Annotated in this window: 21 protein-coding genes; 13 read left to right on the forward strand and 8 right to left on the reverse strand. The window is 72.4% G+C overall.

The features are described 5' to 3' along the window. Positions 1 to 46: 46 nt before the first annotated feature. The 5 genes from ACZ5D2_RS09420 to ACZ5D2_RS09440 all read right to left on the reverse strand — a co-directional run bounded on the left by ACZ5D2_RS09420 (position 47) and on the right by ACZ5D2_RS09440 (position 7,184). A complete protein-coding gene (locus ACZ5D2_RS09420) occupies positions 47 to 1,948 on the reverse strand; it encodes a RiPP maturation radical SAM C-methyltransferase (protein ID WP_468928378.1) in 1,902 nt (633 codons plus the stop codon). 249 nt (positions 1,949 to 2,197) lie between these two features. Continuing rightward, the gene (locus ACZ5D2_RS09425) at positions 2,198 to 4,051 is read right to left on the reverse strand and encodes a S9 family peptidase (RefSeq protein ID WP_468928380.1); all 1,854 of its coding nucleotides are present in this window, start codon (positions 4,049 to 4,051) and stop codon (positions 2,198 to 2,200) included. After that, positions 4,048 to 5,313 (reverse strand): MFS transporter, encoded by a 1,266-nt coding sequence (locus tag ACZ5D2_RS09430; protein ID WP_371680848.1) that lies wholly within the window; start codon positions 5,311 to 5,313, stop codon positions 4,048 to 4,050. The genes ACZ5D2_RS09425 and ACZ5D2_RS09430 overlap by 4 nt, the downstream gene beginning before the upstream one ends. 262 nt (positions 5,314 to 5,575) lie before the next feature. Continuing rightward, positions 5,576 to 6,223 (reverse strand): dihydrofolate reductase family protein, encoded by a 648-nt coding sequence (locus tag ACZ5D2_RS09435; RefSeq protein ID WP_468928382.1) that lies wholly within the window; start codon positions 6,221 to 6,223, stop codon positions 5,576 to 5,578. A gap of 232 nt (positions 6,224 to 6,455) precedes the next feature. Next, the gene (locus ACZ5D2_RS09440) at positions 6,456 to 7,184 is read right to left on the reverse strand and encodes an SCO6745 family protein (protein ID WP_371680850.1); all 729 of its coding nucleotides are present in this window, start codon (positions 7,182 to 7,184) and stop codon (positions 6,456 to 6,458) included. A gap of 79 nt (positions 7,185 to 7,263) precedes the next feature. On the opposite strand from ACZ5D2_RS09440, the gene ACZ5D2_RS09445 reads away from it, so the two are divergent. Next, positions 7,264 to 8,193 (forward strand): LysR family transcriptional regulator, encoded by a 930-nt coding sequence (locus ACZ5D2_RS09445; RefSeq protein ID WP_371680851.1) that lies wholly within the window; start codon positions 7,264 to 7,266, stop codon positions 8,191 to 8,193. A gap of 110 nt (positions 8,194 to 8,303) precedes the next feature. On the opposite strand, the gene ACZ5D2_RS09450 is transcribed toward ACZ5D2_RS09445, so the two are convergent. Next, positions 8,304 to 10,097, reverse strand: coding sequence for a hypothetical protein (locus tag ACZ5D2_RS09450; RefSeq protein WP_468928385.1), 1,794 nt, complete (start codon positions 10,095 to 10,097; stop codon positions 8,304 to 8,306). Between the two features lie 901 nt (positions 10,098 to 10,998). On the opposite strand from ACZ5D2_RS09450, the gene ACZ5D2_RS09455 reads away from it, so the two are divergent. The 7 genes from ACZ5D2_RS09455 (at position 10,999) to ACZ5D2_RS09485 (ending at position 19,349) form a co-directional block, all read left to right on the forward strand. Continuing rightward, positions 10,999 to 11,220, forward strand: a complete 222-nt coding sequence (locus ACZ5D2_RS09455; protein ID WP_468928387.1) for a DUF7489 domain-containing protein — start codon at positions 10,999 to 11,001, stop codon at positions 11,218 to 11,220. A gap of 406 nt (positions 11,221 to 11,626) precedes the next feature. Next, a complete protein-coding gene (locus ACZ5D2_RS09460; RefSeq protein WP_468928389.1) occupies positions 11,627 to 15,532 on the forward strand; it encodes an nSTAND1 domain-containing NTPase in 3,906 nt (1,301 codons plus the stop codon). A gap of 193 nt (positions 15,533 to 15,725) precedes the next feature. Beyond that, positions 15,726 to 16,076 carry an SH3 domain-containing protein gene (locus ACZ5D2_RS09465; protein ID WP_371680856.1) on the forward strand — a complete coding sequence of 117 codons (351 nt, stop codon included), beginning with the start codon at positions 15,726 to 15,728 and terminating at the stop codon, positions 16,074 to 16,076. Positions 16,077 to 16,273: 197 nt separating this feature from the next. After that, positions 16,274 to 16,396, forward strand: coding sequence for a hypothetical protein (locus ACZ5D2_RS09470; protein ID WP_468928392.1), 123 nt, complete (start codon positions 16,274 to 16,276; stop codon positions 16,394 to 16,396). Between the two features lie 71 nt (positions 16,397 to 16,467). After that, entirely contained in the window at positions 16,468 to 17,880 is a 1,413-nt protein-coding gene (locus tag ACZ5D2_RS09475) for a tetratricopeptide repeat protein (protein ID WP_468928393.1), read from the forward strand. Beyond that, positions 17,877 to 18,248 (forward strand): effector-associated constant component EACC1, encoded by a 372-nt coding sequence (locus tag ACZ5D2_RS09480; protein WP_371680860.1) that lies wholly within the window; start codon positions 17,877 to 17,879, stop codon positions 18,246 to 18,248. The genes ACZ5D2_RS09475 and ACZ5D2_RS09480 overlap by 4 nt, the downstream gene beginning before the upstream one ends. Further along, positions 18,249 to 19,349 (forward strand): caspase, EACC1-associated type, encoded by a 1,101-nt coding sequence (locus ACZ5D2_RS09485; protein WP_468928395.1) that lies wholly within the window; start codon positions 18,249 to 18,251, stop codon positions 19,347 to 19,349. A gap of 366 nt (positions 19,350 to 19,715) precedes the next feature. Here ACZ5D2_RS09485 and ACZ5D2_RS09490 read toward each other — a convergent pair whose 3' ends face one another. Beyond that, positions 19,716 to 20,225 (reverse strand): TspO/MBR family protein, encoded by a 510-nt coding sequence (locus ACZ5D2_RS09490; protein WP_371680862.1) that lies wholly within the window; start codon positions 20,223 to 20,225, stop codon positions 19,716 to 19,718. A gap of 331 nt (positions 20,226 to 20,556) precedes the next feature. Here ACZ5D2_RS09490 and ACZ5D2_RS09495 point away from each other — a divergent pair, with 331 nt between their 5' ends. Beyond that, positions 20,557 to 20,736 carry a DUF6480 family protein gene (locus tag ACZ5D2_RS09495; RefSeq protein WP_371680863.1) on the forward strand — a complete coding sequence of 60 codons (180 nt, stop codon included), beginning with the start codon at positions 20,557 to 20,559 and terminating at the stop codon, positions 20,734 to 20,736. 274 nt (positions 20,737 to 21,010) lie between these two features. Here ACZ5D2_RS09495 and ACZ5D2_RS09500 read toward each other — a convergent pair whose 3' ends face one another. Beyond that, positions 21,011 to 21,868, reverse strand: coding sequence for an EamA family transporter (locus ACZ5D2_RS09500; protein ID WP_371681410.1), 858 nt, complete (start codon positions 21,866 to 21,868; stop codon positions 21,011 to 21,013). A 73-nt stretch (positions 21,869 to 21,941) separates the two neighbouring features. Between ACZ5D2_RS09500 and ACZ5D2_RS09505 the strand changes: the two genes are divergently transcribed. From ACZ5D2_RS09505 to ACZ5D2_RS09520, 4 genes are all read left to right on the forward strand, one after another. Further along, a complete protein-coding gene (locus ACZ5D2_RS09505; protein ID WP_371680864.1) occupies positions 21,942 to 22,787 on the forward strand; it encodes a MurR/RpiR family transcriptional regulator in 846 nt (281 codons plus the stop codon). 99 nt (positions 22,788 to 22,886) lie between these two features. Then, on the forward strand, positions 22,887 to 23,609 hold the full coding sequence (locus ACZ5D2_RS09510; protein ID WP_468928398.1) for a hypothetical protein: 723 nt from the start codon (positions 22,887 to 22,889) through the stop codon (positions 23,607 to 23,609). Positions 23,610 to 23,952: 343 nt separating this feature from the next. Further along, positions 23,953 to 25,518, forward strand: a complete 1,566-nt coding sequence (locus ACZ5D2_RS09515; protein WP_468928400.1) for an alpha/beta fold hydrolase — start codon at positions 23,953 to 23,955, stop codon at positions 25,516 to 25,518. Positions 25,519 to 25,569: 51 nt separating this feature from the next. After that, positions 25,570 to 26,658, forward strand: a complete 1,089-nt coding sequence (locus tag ACZ5D2_RS09520) for a serine hydrolase domain-containing protein (protein WP_468928566.1) — start codon at positions 25,570 to 25,572, stop codon at positions 26,656 to 26,658. Positions 26,659 to 26,691: the final 33 nt, after the last annotated feature.

The following is a 26,691-nucleotide window of genomic DNA, read 5'->3' on the forward strand; positions in this document are numbered from 1 at the left end:
CTCTGTCGTCCTCTGTCGGCGTCGCGTGGCGGTCGTCAGACGGTCGTCAAGCGGTCGTCGCGGCGAGTTCGGTGTCGCGGGCGGAGGTGTGCCGCATGAAGTCGATCCGCAGGAACTCCTCGTTCAGTGCGGGCGGCGCGATCTGTACGAACTGCCCGTTGTCCTCGAAGACCACCCCGAGCGCCCGCCACCGCTTCAGCACCTCCCGCAGGGCGTCCTCGCCCACCTGGTGCTCCCCGTGCAGTTTGCGGGCGGCCGCCTTCACCGTGTGCGGCTGGTCGAGCAGCCGGAACAGGGCCAGCTCGAACGGGACCGTCAGTTCCAGGTGTGTCCAGTCGAAGGCCCGGCGCCTGCTGACCAGCACGATCCGGTCTTCCAGGTCGCAGTGGGTGAGGCGGCTGCCGGCGTAGTTCCGCTTCCAGTGCGCGATTCCCTCGTCCAGCCGGCGGACGACCTCCTCGCCGATCCCGCGCGGCGGCACGTCGAAGACGTACGCCAGGTCGAACATCTCGGCCTCGGGGAGGTCGTAGGTGAGCCGGTACGGTTCGGCGGGGCGCAGTTCGGAGAACCCGAGCCCGGGGTTGTTGAAGTAGGGGCTGAACCGCTCGATCGCGATCCGGGAGGACTGGCCCACGGGTGGGTTGAGGTGCTCCAGCGCGGCCAGTTGGGCCACCACGTCGTCGTAGTCCGCGGCGTCCTCGCCGGGGAAGCCGTGCAGGTAGTTCCAGGCCACGGAGAGGCCCACGGTGGCGGCGTCGCGGAGCATCCGGACGTTCTGGCCGCCGGTCACGCCCTTGTCCATCAGGGTGAGCACCCGGCTGTTGAGGCTCTCGATGCCCGGCTGGACGAAGATCAGGCCCGCGTCGGCGAGGGTCTGGAGCTGCTTGTGCCGCATGTTGGACTTGATCTCGATGTGCATGCGCAGGTCGAAGCCGCTGTCGATGATGCGCGGCAGCACGGTGTTCACGTACCCCATGTCCAGGATGTTGTCGACGACGTACATGTCCAGGACCCGGTGCCTGCGGGCCAGTTCGACGACCTCGTCGTAGAACACGTCCGGGCTCTTGCTGCGGAACTGCATGAACGAGCCGTTCAGCCCGCAGAAGGTGCAGTGGTGCTTCTCGCCCCACCAGCAGCCCCGCGCACCCTCGACCACCAGCTTGGGCTCGACCCAGTTCCGTGCGTGGGAGGAGGCGAGCCGCTCGAAGTACCCGCCGTAGTCGGGCGGCAGGATGGCCGCGGGCGGCAGCGGTGTGGTGCTCATCGCGTTCACCACGGACGTGCCGTCACCGCCGCGCCGGCACAGTCCCGGCACCTCCGACAGCGGCTCTCCGGCGTCCAGTGCGCTGAGCAGTGCGGGGAAGGACACCTCGCCCTCGCCGCGCAGGACGTAGTCGACGAAGGGGAAGTTGCGGTGGACGGCCTCGCCCTGCTTGCCGTCGCAGTTGGCCCCGCCCATGGCCGTCGCGATGTGCGGGGCGAGGCGCTTGACGTACTTGGCGGCCGCCAGGGCGGCCGTGTTCTGCTGGAACGTCGAGGTGAAACCGACCAGGTCCGGGGCGAGCCCGACGATGCGCTCGGCGATGTACCGGACGAAGTCGGGCGCGGAGGCGTGCAGCGCCCGCGTCATGTCCATACGGGCCCCGCGCACCCGGCTGCCCATCGCCTCGGTGAACTCGGGAACACGCCACTCGGGATCGTCGTAAAGGGCGGAGGAGAACACCCAGTCGCCGCAGCCCAGGAAATAGGATCCGAGCGAGTAGTAGGAATAGTCCTCCAGGGTGAATTCCGTGTTCTTGGTGATCCAGTCCACATATTCGAGATTGGCGTGCAGAACGTCCGCGGTTCCGTTCGGAACGCGCTCGTCGACACTGCGCTTGAGAATTCCGAGAGCCAGCGACGGGAGGTCGATCGGGGCCCAGGGCATGTTCACCAGGAGTACGCGCACGGCTGGCCTCTTCTCATGTGATCAGGGCACGGGGGCGGGGGCCGGGCCGGGCGCCCGGGTCGGTCGGGGGCCCGGGCGTCCGGTGGGGGCCGGCCGCGCACGGGTGCGCGTCCGGCCCCTGGTGCTACTTCTCCTCTTCCTCCATCTCCTCCGAGGAGCGGAAGTAGATGACGACGCCGACGCCCGGCTTGCGGCTCTCCTCGTCGCCCTCGAGCGGGTCTCCGTGGATGATGTCCTTCTGCATGCTGTTCACCTCCCCTGCGGGTGCGAGGACGGCTCGGCCCGCACGGGCGCCGTGGGCAGCCCGCGGCCGAGAAATCTCAGGGACCGGCGGATCACGGCCAGGTGGTCGGCGCCGTCGTAGCCGTCGTGGCCCGAGTCCAGCCACATCAGCTCGTGCGCCACACCGCCCGCACGCAGCACGTCCAGGTACGCCTCCACCTGCTGCGGCGGGCACTTGGCGTCCCGGCGCGCGGCGACGAGCAGCAGCGGGGCGCGGATGGCGGCCGCGTACGAGGACGGCGAGGCGTGCGCGTAGGCCTCGGGCACCTCGTCCGGGGTGCCGCCGAACAGCGCGGTGTCCAGCGCCCGGAGGGCGGGGGTGGAGTGCCGGAAGGCCGTGGCGCAGTCGGCGAGCGGTTTGACGGCGACCCCGGCGTGCCACAGGTCCGGCCGCGTTCCCAGGGCCAGCAGCGTGAGGTAGCCGCCCCAGGAGGTGCCGCACAGGGCCACGGCGTCCGCGCGCCCGATGCCCCGGTCCAGCAGCTCGGCGCGGGCCCGTACCAGGTCGGCGACCTGGGTGTGGCCGACGCCCTCGGCGTAGGCGGAGCGCCAGCGCGGCCCGTAGCCGGTCGAGCCCCGGTAGTTGACGCGGGCCACGGCGTAGCCCGAGCCGACGAGGGCCTGCACCATGGGGTCGTAGGCGTCGCGGTCGTGGTCGGCCGGGCCGCCGTGGACGAGGAAGACCAGCGGGTACGGGGCCGGACGGTCGGCGGGCGTCGTGACGAAGGTGTGCACCGGCCCGTCGGGGCCCGGCGTCCACAGGTCCTGCCGCCGCCCGAACCGGGGGAGGCGCCACCGGCTCTGCCCGGGCAGCGCCGCACCCGACAGGGACATCGCGCGCGGCACGTTCACCGCGTCGGTCCAGATGAAGTGCACGTCGCCGTCGGCGGCCGGTGACGCGTCCAGGACGGTGCCCTCCGGGGTGGGCACCGGAGTCAGCGCCCGGCGTTCCAGGTCGGCGGTGAACAGCCGGCTGCGGCCGTGCCGGTCCTGCCGGAGCAGGATCCGCGCACCGCCCGTGCCGGGGTACCAGCGGGCGGTCGTCTCGGTGTCGAACGAGCACCAGGGCAGCAGTTCCACGCCGCGCCCGGGGGCCCAGGTGCCCAGGTGGTACCGGCCGGCCCGCTCCCGCATGACCAGCAGCAGGGTGCGCGAGACCGCCGAGCCCGACGACGACGCGGGCGGGGCGTCGGAGGTGCTGGCGGGCCCGGGCGCGGGCGCGAAGCCGAGCGCCCAGGTGCGCTCCCGGGCGCCGGAGAGCACCGCGACGGTGGTCCCGTCCGGGCGCAGCAGCGTCACGGCGCGGGCGGAGTGGGCGGGTCCGGACACCGCCAGCAGCCCGCCGTCCGGGGCCAGGCCGCACAGCGTGCCGGACTCCGTGGTGTGCAGGACGGCCGTAGCGGTGCCGCCGCGACGTCCGATGTGGACGCCGAGTCCCCCGGGTCCGCGGATGCCCACGGCCACCGTGCCCCCCGTCGTCAGCGCCAGCCCGGCGGGGCGCCCGGACGGGACCCCGGCGAGCGCCGGGCGGTCGGGGCCGCCGTCGAAGGCCTGGGTGCGCCAGCCGCCGCTGCCGCCGCGGTCCTCGTCGAACCACCAGACGGCCTCGTCCGCGTCGATGGCGCACAGCAGCGTGCCGTGCGGACGGTCCGTCACCTGCCGCCCGGTGCCGGTGGAGCGGTCCCACGTGAAGATCTCGCACCGGCCGTCGGCGTCCCCGGTGTACACCATCCGGTCCGGCCGGCGGGGGCTGGTCACGGGCAGCACCGGCCGGTAGACGCCGTAGGCGCGCGGGGCCGCCTTCGGCGGGGCCGGCGTCACGTGGCCCCTCCCGCCACGAGCCCGGCCCTGGCGGTCGCGTACAGCGCCAGCCCGGCGAACGCGCCCGCGCAGCCCAGTGCCACCGTGCGTCCTCCGTACGCCGCCACCAGGATGCCCGCCGTCACGGGCGCGAGCGCCGCGACGGCCTGGCCGGCGGTGCCCAGTACCGTTCCCATCCGGGCCAGCAGCCGGTCGGGGGTGACCAGCATCGCCCGGGTCTGCAGCACCACCACCACGGACGGCACGATCAGCGAGACCCCGCCGAGCAGCAGCCCGTAGGCCCAGGTCCGGGACGCGAACGCGAGCCCGGCCGCCGTGGGCACCATGACCCACGACGCGCCCGTCACGATCCGCGCCGCCGGGAGCCGTCGTACGAGCCACGGCGCGGCGAGGGCGCCCAGCAGCCCGCCGACCCCCGCCAGGGTGAGGACGAGACCGATCGAGGAGGGGCTGGCGCCCCGGGCGTGGGAGGCGAACACCGCGTGGAAGTACAGGGCGCCGAGCAGGGCGTTGATCCCGGCGGTCCACACGACCACGAAGCGCAGGAAGGGCTCGGAGCACACGAAGCGCAGCCCCGCGACGAGGTCACGGCCGAATGACGGGGCCGGATCCGTCCGACCGGGCGGGGCGGGCACCAGGTCCGTGCGGATCGCCTTGCTCAACGCCGCCACCAGCAGGAAGGACACCGCGTCCGCGAGCAGCGGGACCCACCGCGCCAGTTGGAACAGCACGCCGCCCAGGGTGGGCCCGACGATCTGCACGGCCTGGTCGCGCGCTTGCAGGTATCCGATCGCCCGGGCGTACCCCTCGGGCGGGACCAGCCGCCGGATCGTCCCGGAGGCCGCCGCCCCGTAGGTGGCGCCGGCCGCCTGCTCGACGACGGCGGCGGCGAGTACGTGGACGAGGAGGACGTGGCCGAGGGCCACGGTCACGAACACCGAGCCCATGGCGGCCGCCGCGGCCAGGGCGGCCAGGTACATCATCCGCTTGCGGGGCCAGCGGTCGGCGTAGACGCCCGCGACCGGCGAGACCACCAGACCGCTGACCAGCGCCACGGAGGCGACGAGTCCGGCGAGTCCGGCGGGGTGGCCGGCGCCGAGCAGGATCAGCGGAAGGAAGAGGGAGGACGCGCAGGTGCCGAGACCGTCGACGGCGCCCGCCGTCCAGAAGAGCGTGAAATCCCGTCTACGGAACGGGGACGGGGAAACGCCTTTGGATAATAAAGGGCCGGAGTGCTTTAATTTCTCGTCGGCCTCGCCCATCAAGAATTCCGCTCGGGGGGTGTTGCCGACGCCAACGCACCCACAACGCCCCCTGGAATAGGCAGATTCACGGCCGTCGAGGGTTGCGATCGTAGCGAACGGGGGGACCCGTCACAACACCTGCGTTCGAATGTAATTCTCGATCAAGAAACGGCGTTTTTGGCTGCTCCCGGAGAACGCCGCGTCCCCCGTCCGGTGAGTGGGCGGGGGAACGCTCACGCTCAACGCCGGCCGCGCGCGGGCCGCCGGGCCGTCCCGCTCGTCACCTGCGCCAGAAGAGGTGGTGCGACACACCGCTCGGGCTGGGCACGACCTCCATGTGGAACCGGTCCAGCAACTCCTCGGGCGAACCCCAGAGGCGCAGCCCGGATCCGAGTTTCACCGGTGAGACGGCCACATGCATGGTGTCCACGAGGTCGGCGTCAAGGAACTCCCGGATGGTGGTCACGCCGCCGCCGAGCCGGACGTCCTTGCCCCGCGCGGCCTCCCGCGCCTGCGCGAGAACGGTGGCCGGGTCGCCGTCCACGAAATGGAACGTGGTGTCGGAGAGGGTGAACGACGGGCGCCCGTGGTGGGTGAGGACGAAAACCGGCGTGTGGAAGGGCGGCTCGTCACCCCACCAGCCGCGCCACTCGTGGTCGCTCCACGGGCCGCGCTGGGGTCCGAACTTGTTGCGGCCCATGATCTCGGCGCCGATGTTGTGGCTGAAGTCCCGGGTGAAGTAGTCGTCGAGACCCCGGCTCCCCCCTGGCTCGGTGCGGTTGGGCCAGCTCGCCGTGGCACCTGCCCAGGCGAAGAGCTTCCCCGGATCGACGTCGTGACCGAAAGGCCGCTCCAGGCTCTGGTCCTCGCCGGCGGCGACGCCGTCGCTCGAGATGCTGAAGTTCTGCACGCGCAGCAGTTGATCCATGTGTTCTCTCATCGGGTCCTGTCGCCTCCTCGTACGGCGATGCGTCCTGCATCAGGATGTCGAACGGGACGCGGCCGGATCGACAGCGGCGCCGAACTTCTTTCCAGGCGTGTCCCGCGCGACCTCTCACCCGCGTCGTCCGGCGGCATCCCGGTGCCCATCGAGGGCCCGGCGGCCATCGTGGGCCCGGCGGCCCGCTGCCGGCGCTCACGGCCGACGAGCGTCAGGCTCGTCACAGGGCGGTCAGTTCACCTGCGAGCCGAGCGAAATCGGTGCGCTGCGGGCCGGTCAGACCGGCGTAGAGCGGCATCTGCATCTCGTCGGTGATCCGCTCGGCACGATGCCGTCGGGGTATCTGGTCCGCGTCGACGGGCTGCGGTTCCCGCCAGCCGTAGTGCGCCGCCCGCTCGACACCGAGATCGATGACCATGGCCGACCGGGCGCTCAGCCCGCACCGGCGTACCGCCGCCAGATGGCAGGCGCCCCGGTGTTCCCGTAGTACGTGTATGCGCTGCATGGCCGCGCCGGCCGGGTCGTCACCGGGACAGGGCAGAGCGCGCCAGCCGGCGAACAGGGGCAGTGCGTCGGCGTCGGCGGCATCGATCAGCCGCTGTGCCAGGTGGTTGAAGTGTTCCACGTCGGCATCCGCGGGGATGTGCGCGCGCCCCCACGCCCGGACAGCCCGTGCGTAGCAGGCAGCGGCCTCTTCCGCCGGCATCACGGGCCGTCCCGCCAGCCAGCCCGCGGTCACCAGCCGGGGGCCGAGGAAGCCCTGCACGGCCTGGACCACGGCGACCGGTGCCTCGCCGAGTACTCCGAAGCGTCCTCGGCAGTAGAAGCCGCGGCCCGGAGCGAACCCGGCACGCAGGCCGATCCCGGCGGTCGCCTCGTCGGACATGAACTCGTCACCGAAATCATGGATGGGGCGGGCCACGGCGGCCACGCACTGAGCGATTTCCATGGCCTGAAGGTCGCCCATCACAACTCGACAGGTCAAGAGGCGTTTTCCTGAAGGAACCCGTTAGCTAATCTATCGAGTCATGCTCGATGTCCGACGCCTGTACATGCTCAAGACCGTCGCCGCCCGCGGATCCATCACCGCGGCCGCCCACTCACTGGCGCTGACCGCCGGTGCGGTGTCCCAGCAGCTGGCAGCTCTGAGGAACGACGTGGGAGTCGACCTGCTGCGCCCCGACGGGCGAACCGTCGCACTGACCGAGGCCGGCCGCGTCCTCCTGGAACACGCCGACCGCGTCCTCGCTGCCATGGAAGAGGCCGAAAGCGCCATCGCTGCGGTCAAGGGCACGGTCGGCGCCGCCACCACGCTGTCCGCGCTGCCGTCCACCGTCACCGGGATCGTGGCCCCCGCACTCACCGAACTCGGCTCACACCACCCGCAGCTCACCGTCACCTGCCTCATCACCGACCAGGCACAGCTACGCGAACTCGCACTCGGCACCGTCGACGTGGTGCTGGGACAGCGCTACCACCACCTGCCGGACGCGACACCGCGCGGCATCGACCTCGCACCCCTGCTCGACGATCCGCTGCTCGTCGTCACCGCCGCCGATCAGGGCGACGACGACCGGCCCGTCCCGCTGCGGGAGCTGGCTGCGCACGATCTCGCGGTACCACCCCCGACCACGGACTGCGGACAAGCCATCCTGCACGGCTGCCACCGGGTCGGCTTCACACCCGTACCCCGTTACGTCACCGCCGACATATCCGCCCAGCTCACCCTCGCGCGAGCCGGCCTGGCCACCGCGCTCGTCCCCCGTACGGCCATCGACCCGGCCACCCCCGGAATCCGCACGCGTCCCATCGCGGACCACCCGATCCAACGCCTGCTGTTCGCCGCGACCCGTCACACCGGGAACACGAACCCGACCACCGCCGCCGTCACCGCAGCACTGCGCACGGCCGCCGAGGAGAATCAGGCCGCCGGCCCACCGTCGGCCCCCGGGGAGTGACCCCCGGCTCCGCGCCGTGCAGGCGGGGGCAGTCGATGTCGGCTCCGGAGGAGGTGCGCTCGCTCCGCCGGGCCCACGGGGCCGGCGGAGCAAGCGCGACGATGAAGCGGTCAGCTGTCGGAGCGGAAGGCTCCGTGGACTCGCAGGTCTCCTTGGACCGAGATCTGCCCGTCGTTCGTGTGCATGATCCAGGCGTCCGCGTTGCGGACGGAAAGGTGCCCGTTGGCGTTCACCTTGCCCCGGAAGAGCGACTCCCCGTGGACCCGGAGTGTCCCCTTGGTGGTGAGGTTTCCGGCGACGGTGACCTGGCGGTCGGCCAGCACCTCGCCCTGGGCGTCGAGGCGGCCGTGGACGATCAGCCGAGGCGGGCCGTCCTGCGTCTCCAGCACGTTGTCGACGGTCAGACCGCCCTCCAGGCTGAGCCGTTCCTTGACCCGGGCCCGGTGGGTGACGACGTCATTGAGGTCCGCCGTACCGGCCGCGACGGTGCCCCACTGCCTGTCACCGGCTCCCTGGAACACGTTCAGCCCGTTGGCCGGGAATTCGATCCACCCGTCCCCGGTCGTCCGGCCCTGCACCCACGAGGTGTTGATACCGGTCAGATCCGCCTTGTCGGCGGCGACGGTGCCCCATTCCTGCGTCCCGTCCTTGCGGATGTTCACCCCCGACTGCGGGAACTCGATCCACCCCTTGCCACCATCGATGTCACCCACCCAGGTGGTGTTGATGCCGCTCACCCGGACCCGGTCCGCCGTGACGACACCCAGGTCACCGCCCGCGCCGTGGCCGACCGCGATCCCGTCGGCGGGGAACCGGACCCATCCCGCTCCGCCGTCACGCCCCCGCACCAGCGCCGCGCTCACGGTTTCCGCGTCCAGCGCCGCGGCGGTGACGCTGCCCGGCGCCTGCCGGTCGTCGAGGATCCGGGCGCCGTGCTCGGTGAATTCGATGCGGCCTTCGTGTTCGGTGCCCTTGACCCAGGGGGTCGTGACGCCGGTCGTGGCGGTGACGGTTTCCACGGTGGCGGCCTGCGCGGCGAGCGTGCCGTACTTCTGCTGCTTGTCCAGGAGCTTCGCGCCCAGGTCGGTGAACTCGATCCGGCCCTCGTGGTCGATGCCCTTCACCCACGGAGCGGACAGCCCGTTCGTCGCCGTGACGCTCTCGAACCCGGGGTTGCGCAGGTGCACCGTGGTGGTGAGGTAGTACCCCGGCTGGTGCTCGCTCTGGGGGGTGGCGATCAGGACGTAGGTGGCGTCCCGCCTGGGCTCCTCACCCGGCTTCGGCGACCAGCTCCAGTCCGGTCCGGAACGCTGCGGGACGGTCTGGGCCAGCCCGTCGGGACCCTGGATCCGGTAGGCCAGGCTGTCGGGTCCGTCCCACCGCAGGGTGACCCGTTCCGTAGAGCCCAGCAGGGTCTTGTCCGCACGGAAGTTGCGGGGGATCTTGGGAGCCCGCTTCAGCAGGCTGAGCGTGACGAGGTGTTCGTTCCTGGCACCCCGGCCCTGGGACTCCTCCGCCACGGACAGCAGGACCAGCCCCTCCTCCGAGGAGACGGGGAAGCCGGTCAGCTCGATGACGATGACCTCGCCCCTCCGCAGGCGCGTGCCCGAGGGCGACTCCAGTCGGTAGGTCCCGGTCGTGACGTCCCAGGAGTCCGCGAGGTCGACCGTGGGGCTCAGCGTGCTGCGACTGACCCGGGCCCTGATCCGGTCCGGGTCGACGGTCAGATGGTCCCGGCCGGTGCCGTACGGCACTGTCACGGCGAGATCGTAGAGGGTCACGAACCACGCGTTCGGATTGGATACGACGATGTGCACCGTTCCGGGCGACTCCTCGTCCTTGCCCGTGCCGGATACCTGAAGCTGTGCGGGATCGGTGAGTATCTCGTAGTGCAGGTTGGCCATCGCCACATCCCCCTGTCGGCTCCACGGGCGCTCCCCCCACGGGGCGCGGTCCCCGCCGTCCCCAGCACTATCCCGCCAAACACACTGAGAACACCCCATCCGCCATGAACGGCCGAAACCGCTCAGCACTGGCCGATTCGAGACGAGGCCGTACGGTCGGCACCGGAACCGCGCGAAGGCGGCAGCCGGACCGCCGTCCGCGCCGGCCGCTTGAACTTGCGCAGTTCGGCGCGACGCTCGTCTCCGCAAGCCTGCTGTGCCGTTCCGTGCTGTGCCGTTCCTTGCGCGCCCGGGAGGCACCCGGGGCGGGGCCAAGACGCGGATCGGCAATTTCCTCCGTTTCCGAACTGGCGTGCGCGGCGTTCGTATGCTCTGGGCATCTTGTACCGCGCCTCTGCGATGAACATGCTCGGCCGGCACAACGAATCCGAGGCGAAGAGCGTTGCCGTACTGGGCCGCCCCTTCGAAATCTGGGACAAGCGCACCCCGGTGACCGGGGCCATCGAACTGGCCGAGGCCACTGCCCTCCTCGGGCTGGGCCGCGGCCGGCCACAGCGCCTGCCTGGAGGCGTTCGGCCCGGACCACATACGCACCAAACAGGCCCGGGTGCTCCTCGACCGCATCAACGGCGCCTGATCAGGAGCCCCGTTACCTTTTGTGGCTCCGCAACGGAGTCTCCGGCCTTCGGGTTCGGCATGACTTCCCCCGTGTCGCAGTCCACGATCCGTTTCACCGGCCGGGCACCCCCGACGGTCCGCCGGACCGGGCGATCGCGGAGCACCGTGCCGGGCGGGCCGCACCCGGGGGAGGTCGCCAGGAGCCGGGCATGACATTCGTACGGTCCCGGACGGGATGGACGGCCCTGCCGGAGCGCCTGCCCGGCTCCGTAGACTCCAGAGCATGACGAAAGCAGAAAAAGATGGGCGTGATGACGCCTGGGAGGGCGTCGTCTCCGCCAGGTCGCGAGGCATGCTCGATGGCTCGAACATGTACCACTTCGTCGACGTACGCCTCGCCGATGGACGATCGATGAAGGTCCGGATCAGCCGCCGACTGTGGAAGTCGCTGGCGGTCGGCGACCGAATCGCCAAGCGGCCCGAGTCCGAACCGTTCCGGCCATGATCCCGCGCCTCCCTGCGCGATCACCGTACTGACGGCCCGGGCCCGGTCCGACCCCGCCGGCGCAGGGAGGCCGCTGCGACCAGCGCCCCCCGGGCAACCGGCAGGCCGGTGGCCACGACGGCCGCGAGGGCGCCATCGCGGGTCGCCGCTGCACCGGCTGACGGTGCCCCGGAGCGGGCCCGCTCGCTCGCGGAGCCAGGAGCCCGGGAGCCCCAGGAGCGGCGGACGGCGTCGGGAAGTGGCGGGGCGCCTGAGGGGGTGGAGACGGTGGTGAGTGGCCGGAAAGTGCTGGTGGGGCGGCGTAGAAAGGGACCGCTTCCAGGTGTTCCGGCCACGCGGCCGGATGGGCGCGGGAAGGGTGGTCCACCGCATCACCGCCGTAGCGGAATCGGACCACGGAGGCCCCATGGACCCCACCCCTTTCCTCTCCCCACCCCCTTTATCGCGAGCGGAGTTCGCGGCCGACCTGACGCGTCTGCGGGAGAAGGCCGACCTGACCGTCCGGGCCGTCGCCGCACGCGTCGACGCGCCGGGCGCCCACAGCACCATCGGTGGCTGGTTCGCCGGCCAGAACCTGCCGTCGATGGGGTCCCTGCCCCTGTTCCGCCGGGTGCTGCACGTCTGCGGGGTGACCGACGCGGCCGAGATCGAGCGCTGGCTGGAACGGCTCGCCGAGCTGCGACGGTCCCGGCTTCTGCGCGTCGCGGGAGGCGCGTCGCCCTACCGGGGACTCGCGGGCTTCGAGGAACGCCACGCCGACTGGTTCTTCGGCCGGGAGCGCCTGCGGGCGGTCGTCGTGGACCGGATCCTCTCCGAGGGCGCCGACGTACCCCAACTGCTCGTCGGAGCCTCCGGTTCCGGGAAATCCTCCCTTCTGCGGGCAGGGGTGCTGCCCGTTCTCCGGGGTGAGCACGGCTTCCTGCCGTTGCGGCTCACACCCGGCCGCGACCCGATGGGCGCCCTGAGGTCCGCCCTGTCCACGCAGTGGAACGCCGTGCACGGGGCGCCGTGGGCGGACGAGGCGGACGATGCCGTCGAACTCGCGGAACACATCAACGAGTTGGCCCGGCGGGAGAGCGTACGCGTCGTCGTGGCGGTCGATCAGCTGGAGGAGGTGTTCACCGCATGCCCCGACCCCGCCGAACGGGAGCGGTTCCTGCGGTGCCTCGCGGACCTCCCCTCCCTCGACGTGCGCGTCACGGGCTGCCTGCGCGCGGACTTCTACGGTCAGGCGCTCGACCAGCGTCCCCTCGCGACAGCCCTGCAGAAGGGCCAGACCGTCGTGGGCGCGCTCAGCGAAGACGAGATCCGCGCCGTGGTCGGCGGCCCTGCCGCCAAGGCCGGTCTCGTCCTGGACGAAGGGTTCGTCGACGTACTCCTCGCCGACCTGAGGGAGTCCGGCCCCGGGGCCCTGCCCCTGCTGTCGCACGCGCTGCTCTCCACCTGGGAGCGCGGGCGCGGCACCGCCCTGACCATCGCGGACTACCGGGCGGGAGGCGGGATGTCCGCGGCCGTCTCCGAGACGGCGGAGGAGGTCTACGCGGGACTGTCGGAGGCCGAGTGCGTACTCGCGCGGCGGCTGTTCCTGCGGATGGTGGCGGTGGGGGACGGCGTGCCCGACGCGCGCAGGCTGCTGCCGCTGCCCCCGCCCACAGGACGCCTGGACCGGGCCGGCGAGGTGTACTCGGTGCTGGAGCGCTTCGTGGACCGCCGCCTGGTCACGCTCGACGGCGACGGCGCCAGGATCTCCCACGAGGCACTGCTCACCGCCTGGCCGAGGCTGCGCGGCTGGATCGACGCCGACCGGGCCGGACAGATCGTCCGGCAGGACCTCACGCGTGACGCCGACCGCTGGCTCGCGCACGGCCGTGACCCCTCACTGCTCTACCGGGGCACCCGCCTGGCCGTGGCATCCGGTTGGGCCCTGGACAGCGGCCACGCCCCGGAACTCGACGCGGGGGACAGCGAATTCCTCGACGCGAGCAGGCTGGCGGAGGACGGCCGCGTCCGACGTGAGCGGCGCGGCGCCCGGCGGTTGCGCCGGCTCCTCGTCCTGCTCTCGCTGCTGGTCGTCCTCTCGGGCCTGCTCACCGGTGTCGCCGTGGTCCAGCGCCGTGACGCGGAGAGACAGCAGGCCGTCGCCCTGTCCCGGCTGGTGGCGGCGCGCGCGGAACGGCTGCGGGGCAGCGACCTCGCCCTCTCCGCGCAACTCGGTCTGGTGGCCTACCGTACGGCTCCCACGGCAGAGGCCCGGGAAGCGCTGATGGACGCCTCGGCGCTGCCTGCCGTGACCCGGATCCTCGCGTTCCGTGGCGTCGTACAGGCGGTGGCCCTCAGCCCGGACGGGCATACCCTCGCCGCGGGCGGCCTGGACCACCAGGTCGCGCTGTGGGACCTGCGCGATCCTCAGCGGCCGCGACCGCTGGGAGTGGCGCCGGTGACGTTCCCCGACACCGTGTACGCGCTCGCCTTCAGTCCGGACGGCCGGCGGATCGCGGCCGGGTCGGGGGACGGGACCGTACGGGTGTGGGAGCCGTCGGGCACCGGTCCGCCGACGGCCGCGCCCCGGTCGTTCAAGGGGCCGGATTCGGCCGTGTACGGGGTGGCCTTCGCGCCGGACGGCAAGACGCTGGCCGCGGCGGGCGGCGACGGTGGGGTGTACCTGTGGTACCTGATGCCGGACCCGGCGGTGACGGCCGCGCCCACGGACGGGGGCTCCGCCCCGTCGGCCGCAACCGGTCTGCGGCTCACCGGGTTCACCGGGGCGGTGCACACGGTGGCGTTCCGGCCCGGCCCCGGCCCGGTCCTGCTGGCCGCAGGCGGCGCGGACGGCTCCGTACGCCTGTGGGACCTCGCAGAACCCGGCCACCCGAACGCGTACGGGCAACCGCTGACCGGGGCGGCCGGCCCGGTGTTCGCCCTGGCCTTCACCGCCGACGGCGCACGGCTCGCCGCCGGGAGCCAGGACCGGTCCACCCGGGTGTGGGACGTACCCGCCCCGGGCGCGGGCCCCGACGCCCCCGCGGTGATCGGCGGGGGCCCGGCCGCGCCCGACGGACCGGCCAGCTACGTCAACGCGGTCGCCCACAGCCCCGACGGGCAGTGGCTGGCGACCGGCAGCGCGGACAACCAGGTGCGCCTGTACGACGCGCGGACGCGCGTCCTCGCCGGAGTGTTCCCGCACCCGGGACCGGTCACCTCGCTCTCGTTCCATCCCGGCGGGCAGCAGCTGGTGACGGGTGCCGCGGACGGGACCGTGCGCCTGTGGCAGCTGCCTCCCCGCCCGCTGCGCGGCTTCCAGGGCACGGTCAACGCGATCGGATACGCGCCGGGCGGGAAGCTGCTCGCCGTCGCGGCGCGTGACGTACAGCTGTGGGACGTCACCGATCCCCAAACCCCGCGCCCCGTGGGGCCGCCGATGACGAATCCCACGGGGTACTCCGCGACGGTCTCCTTCACCCCGGACGGCCGCACCCTCGCGGTGGGCGGCCGGGAGGGCAAGCTGTGGCTGTGGGACATCTCCCGCCCCGACCGGGCCGTGCCCTACGGAGAGCCCCTGACCGGCGGCGCCGGAACCATCCAGTCCGCGGCCTTCGACCGGACGGGCCGAATCCTGGCCGTGGGCAGCGAGGGGCGGACCGTACGCGTCTGGAACACGGGGGATCCGGCGCACCCGGAGCTCTCGGCGGAACTGTCGGAGCCGACGAACTACGTCTATTCGGTGGCGTTCAGTCAGGACGGGCGGTGGCTCGCCGCCGGCACGGTCGACAAGCAGGTACTGCTGTGGCGGCTGCCGGAGGGCGGCGGCCGGCCGGTGCTGGAGTCCACCCTGCGCGGGCCGGGCAGCTACGTCATGTCCGTCGCGTTCAGCCCCGACAGCCGGATCCTGGCGGCCGGAACCGCGGACCGGGACGTGTGGCTGTGGGACGTGAGCGGAGACCGGGCGCGGACAGCCGGGCCGAGGCTGACGGGGCCCAGTGGTTACGTGTACGCCCTGTCGTTCAGTCCGGAGGGCGGCACGCTCGCCGCCGCCAGTACGGACGGCACCGTCTGGCTGTGGGACACCGGTGATCCGCGGCGGCCGCGGCCCCGCACCGTGCTGAGCGGCCTCGGAGGGAAGGCGTACGCCGTCGCCTACAGCCCGGACGGCCGCTCCCTCGCGGCCGGCGGTGCGGGCCCGGCCGCCCTGGTGTGGTCCCGCGACGAGGAGGAGATCGCCCGGAGGCTGTGCGAGCGCGCGGGGACGGTCATCACCGCACAGGAATGGGCCCAGCTCGTCCCCGGACTGCCGTACGCGCCGCCGTGCCGGTGAGCGGGCCGGTCCGGTGGGCCCGCGCGACCCGGCCGCGCTGTACGGAGTTGTACGGACCGCCGTACGGGCCTGGTCGACCTGCGGTTTCCTCCTTCCCCCGGCCGCGGTCGGGATGGCTCTCTGGTGGAGCGCCGCCGGATCGGCCGGGGCGCCGCACACCACCGCGAGTCTCCCGAGGAGAACGACGATGCGCATGACGACCACCACTCTGCGGTCCCGGGCCGGACTGGCCGCCGCCGCGGCCGCCGTCGCCCTGACCGGTCTGCTCTTCGGCGCCGGCGGCGCCGACGCGGCCGGCAGTTACATCTCGTCCAACAGCGGCGGGGCGAACGAGCGCACCTGCGCCAACACCGGTTGCGGTTCGCTCGGCTACCTCTCTAACGGGACCGGCGTCACGATGCTGTGCTGGACCGACAGCCAGTGGGTGTACCCGCCGAGCTCGAACTACGCCTCCAACCGCTGGTTCCGCGTCTCCAGCTACGCGGGGACCGGCTACGTCCACTCGTCACTGGTAGCCGGCCAGACCAGCGTGGGCCACTGCTGACGGCCCCCCCGGCCCTCGGCCCTCGGCCTCCAGCTGCCGCTGGAGGCCGAGGGCCGAGCCGTGCCGACTGCTCCGAGGACGGGGACATCTCCAACCGGCAAGGGGAGGCGGACACGGCGCCACCGGCCGCGGTCCGCGGGCGGCCGAGCAGGCGCCAGGGCGACCACGATCGCGCGTGGGCGCAGGTGGTGCTGGGCGTGACGCACCAGCCGGTGCTGGACGTCCCGCTGGGCGTCCTGATGTTCGGGCCGAGCGTGCCGGACCTGGGCCGGGTCCTGTTCGGCGCCGCCACCGGGGCGGCCGGCAGCAGCGCCCGGTGAGACGCCGAACTCCCTGTGTGATCATGCCCGGACCCGGGCAAGCTGCCTCTGCCGACGAGGGAAGGGGGCCCATGGACGAGGCGGAGCGGAGGTTTCGCAAGGCCGCTGAACGCGGCGACCCGAGGGGGATGGTGCCCTTGGGGTGGGTGCTGGAGCAGCGGGGTGATCTGCGCGGGGCCGAGCAGTGGTACGGGCGGGCCGCCGAGGCGGGGCACGCCGACGGCATGATCCGGCTGGCCGGGCTGCTGAAGGACCGCGGGGAGAGCGCCGGGGCCGAGAAGTGGACCCGGGCCGCTGCGGCGGCCGGGCACGCCTTCGCCATGGGGGCCCTTGGAGGGATCCTACAGGAACGCGGCGACCTCGCCGGGGCGCTGGAGTGGTACGAGAAGGCGGCGCAGGCCGGGAGTGTCTTCGGCATGTGGAAGGCCGGGAACCTGCTGGAGCGGCGCAACGACATCGCCGGGGCCCAGCAGTTGTACCGCAGGGCGGCCGAGGCACAGGGCAGCGCCCTCATCCGAGTCCAGGTGTTACGGGAGCTCGCGCGTCTGGCGCAGCAGCGCAACGACCCGGCCGAGGCGGAGTCGTTGCTGCGGAAGGCCTCGACGATCGTGCCGGAGGCGGAGGCCGAGGGCGTGTCCGCGGAGGAGGCCTTCGGCGTCATGGCCGAGGTGGTCACCCACACCGCGAGCCTCGTACGACAGCGCGGGCAACACGCCGAGGCCGAGGCGATGCTCCGGTGGGCCGCCACGGTCGGGCACGTCCCGGCGGCCTTCGACCTGGGCATGATGCTGGAGCAGCTCGGCAGGACGGCCGAGGCCGAGGAGTGGTACCGCAAGGCGGCGGAGAGCGGGCACCTGCGCTCGATGGCCCTGCTGGGCATGCTGCTCGACGAAGCGGGCCGGGCGGGCGAGGCCGAGAGCTGGTTCCGGCGGGCGGCAGAGGCCGGGATGCCGCTGGCGATGGGCGCCCTGGGCGGGCTTCTGGAGGAACGCGGCGAACTCACCGAGGCCGAGCGGTGGTACCGCCAGGGTGCCGACGCTGGGGTCCAGCACGCCACGATGAGGCTGGCCGTCGTCCTGCAGAAGCGCGGCGGCGATGCGGAGGCCGACAAGTGGTTCCGCAAGGCGGGTGACGGCGGGGACGCCCTGGCCATGCTCCAGGTGGGGGCGCGGGCCGAGGAGACCGGGGACCTCGCGGAGGCGGAGCGGTGGTACCTGCGGGCCGCCGAGGCGGGGCACGAGTTCGGCATGTTTCACATGGGGCGGCTGCACCAGGACCGCGGGGATCTGGAGGGGGCCGAGTTGTGGCTGCTCAGATCCGCCACCGCCAGCAGCCACAACGCCATGGCCCTGCTCGGGCTGGTGCTGGCCGAGATGGGACACCAGGCCGATGCGGAACGGTGGTGCCGGCTGGCGGTCGACGCCGGCAGCCCTACCGCACTGATCGACCTGAGGGCCGTACAGAAAGCGAGGGGTCTGGGTTGAGCGGCGAAAAAGAGGAGGACGCGGTGCGGGCATGGGTCCGGCTGACCGGCGACGGGGCGGCCGCGGAGCTGGCCGATCTGGCCGGCTGGCTGTCGCGGGAGGACGAGTTCCGCGGCCGGGCGGCGATCGAGCGGCCACCGCCGCGCGCCGGCGAGATGGGCGCGCTGGCCGACGTACTCGTGGTGGCCCTCGGCGCGGGCGGAGCAGGGACGGCGCTGGCCGCCTCGCTGTCGGTGTGGATCAGGCACCGCCGCCCGTCCGCCGAGATCGAGGTCACCGGCCCCGACGGGCGGAGCGTACGGATCACCGTGCGGGACGTGCCGGAGATGGACGTGGAAGCCGTGGTGCGCCGAGCCCTGGAGCGGTGAATGCCCCTGCCCGACCCGCTCAGATCCCGGGCGCTGCTGCTGGGGTCCAGCAGGTACACCGATCCCGGTCTGCCCGATCTGCCCGCCGTACGCAACAACGTCGAGGACCTGGCGAACGTGCTGCGCAGCCCGTGGGGGACGGCCCTGTCGGGCGCGCACTGCCTGCCCAGGCCCGACGAGGAGAGCCTCCCCGCCGTCGGAGCCCACCTGGTGGCGGCTGCCGCGGAGGCGGAGGACCTCCTGCTGGTCTACTACGCCGGACACGGACTGGTGGGCCCGGACGGGGAGTTGTACCTCTCGCTGCCCGGAACCTCCAGCGATCCGGCACTGATCGCCTGGACCGGGGTGCCGTTCGGGCTGGTACGCCGTACCCTGGCGACCGCCCGGGCCGCCAGCCGGGTCCTCGTCCTGGACTGTTGCTTCTCCGGGCAGGCCATCGACCTGATGGCCGCGGACACCTCGGTGGTCTCCGGCCAGCTGGAGGTGTCCGGGACGTGCACCCTCGCCTCCTCGCCCGCGAACCGGCCGTCCCACGCCCCGTCGGCTGCGCGGTACACGGCGTACACGGGTGAGCTGCTCGACCTGCTGCACCGCGGGTCGGAGGACGCCGCGGAGTTTCTCACGCTGCTGGGCATCCACGAGCACCTGGCGCGGGCGCTGCCCGCCAAGGGGCATCCGCGCCCCGAGCAGCGCAACACCCGTACCGTCGGCAGGCTGGCGCTGGCCAGGAACCGGGCGTACACGGACATCGTGGACCCGGCCGCGATGGTCAAGGAGGGCACCCGGCTGGAGCGGATCGGCGAGCTCGGGGACGCGGCGCACTGGTACCGGCTGGCCGCCGACGCCGGGCACACCGACGGCATGCTCCGGCTGGCCCGGCTGCTGACCCTCCGCGGGGACACCATGCAGGCGGGACTGTGGCGGCGCCAGGCGGCGGAGGGCGGGCATCCCGTCACGATGAACGCCCTGGGGGTCCAGGCGTGGCACACGGGGGACCTCCCACAGGCGGAGGAATGGTTCCGCAGGGCCGCCGACGCCGGGCTGGACGAGGCCCGCGATAACCTGCGGACGCTGCTGCGGCAGCGGGGCCGGTCGGCCTAGTACTGCAACCGCACATGGCGTGACGGTTGGCGTCGATGCTCGCTGTCGTGACGGTGTGATCAATCGCTGACGGTCGAACAGATCGAGTCGCGGTCCACAAGGGCGCCTCAGACTGCGTCGTGGTCTGCTGCGGCAGCCCAGCGACGTATGTGCAGGTCGGGATGGGCCCGGGCGGATGCCAGTGTGCTTTCAAGCAGTTCGTGCAGGGATGGCGGGTATGCGGCCGGAGCGGGATCACGCACCCCGCCGGGTGCGTACGCCGGAGACCGATCCGCACGCAAGGGCACGCGGTACGAGGCCGAGCGCGACTGGCTCGTCAGGGTCGGCGGGGGTCGGCCTGCCACCGTGGGCACCCGGCCTGAACCCTCAGTCGTTGTTGCGCCGCGCGATCGAGGTGTTCAGCGCGGTGGCGAAGGTGCACCAGGCCGCATAGGGCAGCAGCGTGCGGGCCGCGACCGCGTCGAAGCGGGCCATCCGCCGGATGAGCTCCGCGTTGCTGGCGTCCAACAGCAGTGTGCCGGCCAGCCCGGCCCGCGGGCTGCGGCAGGCGAAGAACAGCCAGGGCCAAGCGGCGTTCAGGAACAGGTTCGCCCCGAGGCCAAGGGCCAGCCCCTTCCGCTCCATGCCCCGGGCCCGGCCGAACGCATGCCCGCCGGCCAGGGTGAGGGAGGCGTACAGCGGCGGCCACACCACACCGAACAACCACGACGGCGGCTGCCAGACCGGCTTGCGCAGGCGCCGGTACCAGGAGCCTGCCGGATCGACGGGCAACGAGCCCACGACCGCTGTCGTGGCCACGGCGGCGGCAACAGCGCCGTACCGCAGCAGCCGCTCCCGCTCTGCGGCCTTTGCCTGGTGCTCACGGATCGGCTTCATGGAAGGTCCCTACCCTGAAATGAGGCCCCCGGAGCCACGGCCGTGCGTGTCGGCGGATCAGGCGCCCCTGCATTTGCCCGGCCGGGTCTGGTCCTGAGATGCCCATGGAGGTCGATTTCGCTGCGTATCGCTGCGTATCGCTGCAGAAACGATGCGACTTTGCCGACGTCTCGTGTGCGGGGACGCTTGCCCACAGACCGGCGCTTCCGGGTTCACCGGGCTGGGTTCGGGGCTGAAGGTACGGCTCAGACTCCTGCCCGCCCCACTACACGGTATCGACGTGCGGACTGCGACCTGTGGCCAGGGAGATCAAGCATTCTTGGAGGATCACATGTCAACATCCAGAGTGCCGCCCGGCGAGACGCCGCCGGCGGAAGGTTCGACAGCATCCGCTCACCGCGAGCGCGCGGACGGAGGTCTCTGGGAGCACCCGGGCGTTTTCGTCTTCCTGATCGTGGTGGGGACGCTCATGGTCGCGGGCTTCTTCATGGCCCGGATCTGGGGCATGTAGGCATGTAGCCCCACCCGAACGCGGCCTGCCGGGGCCGTAGGAGCCCGCCCGAGCCAGTGAAGGGCGTGGCTGTGGCAGGCCGCTCCCGAAGTACAGCCGGACCGGAAGCGCCACCAGGATGGGGCCCGGAGCAGTGGCCCGACGCCCGGCTTTTCGGCGACCGCGGTCCGTCCCCGAAACGTCGCTACGGGATCGCGCCCGCGCACAGGCCGGACGCCACGGCTCGACGCCCGCGCTCCGAATGTCCTGGCGGGCCGGGTTCCCGAGCCCGCCCTCACGGGCCGGCGGTGAGTTGGAGTAGCGCTATGCCCGCCAGGACGGCGATGCTCGCTGTGATGCGCCGGTGGCCGAGGCGTTCGCGGAACACCACCGCGCCGATCAGGGCGCCGAAGACGATGCTGGTTTCCCGAAGGGCGGCGATGGTGGGGAGGTCGCCGCGGGACTGCGCCCAGACCACGAGCCCGTACGCGAGGAGCGAGAGCAGCCCGCCGGTCAGCCCACGGCGGTAGAGCGGGCGCAGGGCGGTCAGCAGGGCGGGGCCCCGAAGGGCCCATGCGATCAGGGGGAGGACGAGCCCTTGGCAGAGGAAGAGCCAGGCGATGTAGCCCATCACGCTGCCGGAAGCCCGGACGCCGGTGCCGTCGACGAGTGTGTACGAGGCGATCATCACGCCGGTGCCGAGCGCGGCGGCCAGCGCGGGCAGTTGGGCGCGGCGGGGGACGCCGTCGGCGACGGCGAGGCCGACCAGGCCGCAGGCGATCACCGCGATGCCGAGGGCCTGGCCGACGGGCAGGGCGTGACCGAGGAGGGCGGTGGAGACCAGGGCCACCACGACGGGCGAGGTGCCCCGGGCCGTCGGATACATCTGACCGAAGTCGCCGAGCTGGTAGGCGCGCAGGAGCAGGAGCTGGTACGCGACCTGCAGTGCGGCGGAGGCGGCGATGTACGGCCAGGCCGCCCGATCGGGCACGGGGGCGAGGCAGACGAGGACGGCCCCGCAGCCGGCGGAGGCGAGGCTGATGAGCGTGAAGCCGGCCAGCTTGTCACGCAGGCCGTGGGTGAGGCCGTTCCAGACCGCGTGCAGCAGCGCGGAGGCGAGGACGACGACGGGCACGGCGGCGGCGCCCGTCATGGGCGGCAGGGCTGTGGGCACGTGGGCTCCCCACGACTGATGATGGAATGAGATTCCTTGGTAGGGTACCCCTATGGAAATTCATTCCACACAGGGCGGGCTCGCCGCCCACATCCGGGCCCACCTGTCCGAGCTGCGCGACACCGAGGCACGCGTCGCGCAGGTCGTCCTGGACAAGGGCGCCGAGCTGGTGCACCTCAGCGTCAGCGACGTCGCGACGCTGGCCGGCACCGCGCCTTCCTCCGTCGTACGGGCCTGCCAGCGGCTGGGGTTCCGCGGGTACCAGGAGCTGAAGATCGCCGCCGCCCGGCAGGCGCCGGCCCCCGAGCCATCCCGTGACCAGGACCCGGCCGCCCGTGCCCTGACCGACACGGTCCGCGCCGCCCGGGAGGCGCTGGACGGGGTGGTGACGACCGTGACCCCGGACCGGCTGCGCGCGGCCGCCCGAACGATCGACGCGGCCCACCGGGTGCTGGTGGTCGGCGCGGGACTGTCCGGCGCGGTCGCACTGGACACCGCCTACCGGCTGCGTGCGCTGGGCTGCGCGGTCGACGCGCCGGCTGACCCGCTGACCGCGCAGCTGGCCGCCTCGCAACTGACCCCTGCCGACGCGTGCCTGGCCATCAGCCATACCGGAGCCACGCGCAGCACAGTGGACGCCGCCCGGCGCGCACGGCAAGCCGGGACTCCGGTCGTCGCCCTCACCAGCTACGCCCGCTCGCCCCTGACCGAGTCCAGCGACTGCGCGCTGGTCGCGGGCGGCCAGGACCTGGTCTTCGGACTGGAGACCGTCGCCAGCCGACTGGCCCACCTCACGGTGATCGATGCCTTGACCCTCACCCTGCTGGGGTTGCGCGGGGCACCGGCCGAAGCCGCGCTCAGGCTGGCGGCCGACGTCACGGTCGACCACTCGTACTGACGGCGGCCCTCACGCACGACGCAGCCCGGCACCGGACGGGTCGCCCGGGGCGGCCGAGAACCTGGCGCAGCGTCGAGCGGGCAGTATGTTCCGGTGACGATGTCCCGTACTCAGGGATTGCTGCTCCGCGCCCTCAACCGCGAGTCGGGCCGCGCCCGACAGCTGCTGGCCGCCGGGGAATGGCGCCCCGCCGCAGCGGACACCGCCGCGGCGGCCGAGGTCCTCGCCCGCCTCGCCGCTCCACTCCCCGCACGGGGGGCCGACAGCGCCGGGGCTCGGGCGGTCGACCGGGACCGCCGGCTCCAGCGGATCTGGCGCACCGCCGTTCACCACCTCGACGCAGGCTCCGTCAGTCCGTCGGCGGCCGCCCTCTTGGCCGCTGTGGCGCGCGCCCTCCTGCCGTGGTCCGCCGCCCCGAATCCGCCGGCCGCGGCGGCGGCTCCGCGCTACCCGACTCCCCAGGGCACGGCGGCAGGCTTGCCCGTTCCGCCGACCGATGCGGGCGAAGCCCTCCTGCCCGACCTGATCGCGCTATTCGCCGCACTGGCGGCCCCGCCCCCGTCCGGGGTCAGTTCGCGCACGCCAGAAGCGGCTCCCTGGCAGGTCCGGTACGGGGGCCGCTTCCGGCACTACGGGAGACCCGCCCGCGGCGTGTGGACGGCCGACACCGTCCGCTGCCCCGGATGCGCGCATGCGGACGGCCCCTGGACGGTGACCTGTGGTGACTGGTGTCTGGTGACCCTGGCGTGCCCGTGCGGGAGGGTGAACGACCGGCACGGCCTGACGTTCTCCGAAGTCTTCCTCGTTCTGCCGGACATGTGAACCGCCGCCGCTTTCCGCTCACGGTCGGCCACCCCGGGAGCAGGCCCCCGAACGGTCACGGTCGTATGGCCCCGCACCGGCCGCTCCACAGGTGGGGCCCTCGGCATCCGGACACCGAATGACCGGGCATCGGAGTCTGCCGGAAGGGCCGTTGTCCGCGTACGAGACGCTCCCGGAGGCGGCCCCGGCCGGGCGGGATCCCCGTGAGCGGCGCGGCGTACCGGGCCGGCGACCGTCCGTGTGCACGGACTCGGACCAGCGAGTAGCGTTGGTGGTGTGCGTTCCGCCCGCACCGCCGCGGCGTCGCCCAGCGGGGCGGCCGTCGAGCGGCGGAGGATCTCCCATGGCAGAGCACGGCTTCCGTAACAAGGTGGCGCCTGCCGGGGCCCTCCTGGCCCTCCTGGCAGCACTCGGCCCGACACCGGCGGCCGCCGCACCACCGAATGCCGGTACCACCGGCACCACCGGCCCCGGCAAGGCCGCCGCGTCACGATTCGTGCCGGGTCCCTGCCCCAGGACGCATGAGCCGATCGAAGCGCTGGCCACTGCCCGGTGCGGATTCCTGGAGGTCCCGGAGAACCGCGCCCGTCCCGGCGGCCGGGTCATCCGCCTGGCCGTGGCGGTCATCCCGGCCACGTCGGCGAAGCCCGCCCAGGACCCCGTGGTGTTCATGTCGGGCGGCCCCGGTGGCGAGACCTTCGACGACATCCCGTTCCTGGTCTCCTCCGGCCTGAACCGGGATCGCGAACTGATCGTCATGGCCCAGCGCGGCAATCTCTACGACAAGCCCGACCTCGCCTGCCCGGAACTGGACCGCTTCTACGCCACCTCCGTGGGGCTCCCCTCCTACGCACCGCAGACGCAGAGGCTCATGCTCGACGCGGTGAAGCGGTGCCGGGACCGCCTGACGTCCGACGGAACCGACCTGAGTGCCTACAACAGCACCGAGAATGCCGCCGACTTCGCCGACCTGCGCACGGCGCTCGGCATCAGGCAATGGAACGTGTACGGCCACTCCTACGGCAGCAACCTGGCGATGACCTACCTGCGCCTGCACCCCCAGGGGATCCGCGCGGTGGCGTTCGACTCCATCGCCCCTCCGCAGTACGTCTCCCTGCCCTTCGCCTGGGCCGGCGCCCGGGAGGGGCTCGACCGCCTCTACCAGGCCTGCGCGGCGGAACCCCGCTGCAAGAGCCGCTACCCGGACCTCGCGCGCACCCTGAACGAGCAGGTGCGCAAGCTGCAGGCCCACCCGCTGACGCTGAACGTCCGGCCGCCGCAGGGCGGAGAGCCGGTGAAGGTCGTCCTCGACGGCGGCGCGCTGGTCAACCTGCTCGTCGCCAAGGCGATCCCGTTCAAGGACGTGCCCGCGGCGATCGACGAACTCGGCCGCGGGAACCCGGAGCGCTTCGCCCGCGCCCGCGCCGCCGGCGCGGTCCAGACCGTCGGCCAGACCGCCCACGGACTGACGAACTCGGTGGTGTGCAGCGAATGGGTGCCGGACCACTCGGCGTCCGATGTGCTGGAGGCGGGCCGCAAGGCCTTCCCCGACTGGCCGGACCCGGTCCTGGCCCAGGCGCCCCAACTGGCCTTCCAGGACCAGGTGTGCCGGGTCTGGAACGTGCCGGACCGCACGGCCACGATGCGGGCGGCCCCCGTCAGCACGGTCCCGACGCTCTTCCTCAACGGGACGTTCGACATGAAGACCGGGGCGAGCTGGGCTCAGAAGACCGCCCGTACGCTGCCCCGTTCGACCACCGTGCAGATTCCCGGCATCGGGCACTGGGCGGTCCCGCAGTCGCCCTGCGCCCAGAAGGTCCTGGCGTCCTTCCTGGCCCGTCCGACCGCGCCCGACACCGGCTGCGTGGCAGGCCTCGGGTGGCAACCGTTCACGATCACCCCGAAGTGAACGCACCGTAGCTTCCGGACCTCAAGAATGAAGGTGGTGTCCGTGAATCGGATGGTGTCGTTGTGTACCGCCGGGGGTGCCATGGTGTCGGTCCTACTGGTCGTTGTCGCACACCCGCAGGCACACGCGACCGGCGACGACCGCGAAAAACGGAGCGCAGAGGTCCTTCGGAAACTCGTGCCCTCCGCCGATGGCCCGGGCTGCGCGGCAGCGGTCGGCAGACGTGGTGACGTCATCTGGGAGGCGGGGAGGGGGAAGGCCGATCTGACGACCGGGCGCGCCATCACCCCGAAGACCGTCTTCGACATGGCGTCCAACTCCAAGCAATTCACCGCAGACGCCGTCCTCCTGCTGGCCGGACGGCACCAACTCACCTTGAACGACCCCCTGTCCGGATACCTCGACAACCCGCCCGCATGGACGCGGAAGATCACGCTGGGCGACCTGATGCGTCACACCAGCGGCATCACCGACTACCAGGATCTGCTGGAGGCCAAGGGAATCAAGCTGACGGATCCGGCCGGCCAGAAGGAAGCGATCGCGGCCATCCTCGCCTCCCAGCCGGAAGACCCGCCAGGTAAGCGATTCGCCTACTCCAACTCGAACTACGTCCTCCTGGCGCATGTCGTCGAAAAGGTCACCGGCAAGCCGTTCCCGGCCTTTCTCCAACAGGAATTCTTCACCCCCCTGCACCTGCGCATGACGTTGTCCCCGGCGGCGGACGTTGCCGGCAAGGCAAAGTCGTACGATGAGAAGAACGGATCCTTCACTCCCAATTCCTCCCCCTGGAAACAGTACGGAGACGGGTCCGTCCAGACCACTCCCGGGGAATTCGTCCGCTGGGCCGACAACTACCGCACGGGTCGCGTCGGCGGAACGGAACTGCTCACCGGAGTCACGCGGGGAGCGGTGAGCGTGGGTGACGTCCTGCGCCGGCGCGGCATCGACGAAGGGCGGTACGGAGCCGGAATCCTCCTGCTCCCCGACAAGAGCCTGGTGCATCGCGGTGACTGGGAGGGATTCCACAGCACCTTCAAGGTGAGCCCGGACCGCAACACCGCCGTGACCGTGGTGTGCAACGTGGATTCACCCGATAATTTCCGTGCGGCCGATCAACTGCTGGATATATGGGACAAGTGATGGGTGGATGCCGTCCGTCGTCGTGGCCCTGTC

The organism is Streptomyces sp. NPDC031479, assembly GCF_055581065.1.